This is a genomic window from Phytoactinopolyspora endophytica (assembly GCF_004138495.1).
Classification (GTDB): Bacteria; Actinomycetota; Actinomycetes; order Jiangellales; family Jiangellaceae; genus Phytoactinopolyspora; species Phytoactinopolyspora endophytica.
Genome location: NZ_ML142870.1, coordinates 111,752 through 112,230, shown reverse-complemented (window position 1 = coordinate 112,230; position 479 = coordinate 111,752). Strand labels below are relative to the sequence as shown.

The window sequence follows — 479 nt, the reverse complement described above, 5'->3', positions numbered from 1 at the left end:
GTCCGGCCGGAGCGTCAGCCGCTCCCGGCTGGCACCGTCGGCCGCTCCGACGAGCACGTGCACCGTGAGTCGGCGTTGCTCGTCTTTCCTAGGCGTCTCGGCGTCTGCGCCGGAACTCCCGGGAGCGAGTCTGGAGGCGGCGGGTTGCGTATGAGGGCCGGGTCCGGACGGTCTGTGGCCCGGTTGGGCTTGAGCCTCCAGACCTCCCTCCCGGGAGTTCCGGCTCCGGTCACCAGCTTGCTCGACCGCCCAGACCTGGGCGTTGCGGATCACGCGGCAACCGGGGTCGTCGTCGAGCGCATGGCGGATGGCAATGAACTTCTTCCAGCCGTGGTGGAGCAGGTCTTCGCGGTCGGAGGGGCGGGTTTCGGGCAGATGCCGCCAGTACTGGCCGCCGACGTCGTCGGCAGCGTCGAGCAATGTGACCGCGGCGCCGCCGATTCGGGCGGCGTGGGCGGCGGCGAGCCCGGCCGGGCCGG

General features: G+C 72.2%; 1 pseudogene. It reads right to left on the bottom strand.

From position 1 onward, the window contains the following. Window positions 1-479 (bottom strand): annotated as a pseudogene (locus ELR45_RS36050) (NAD(P)-binding protein); the annotation flags it as partial.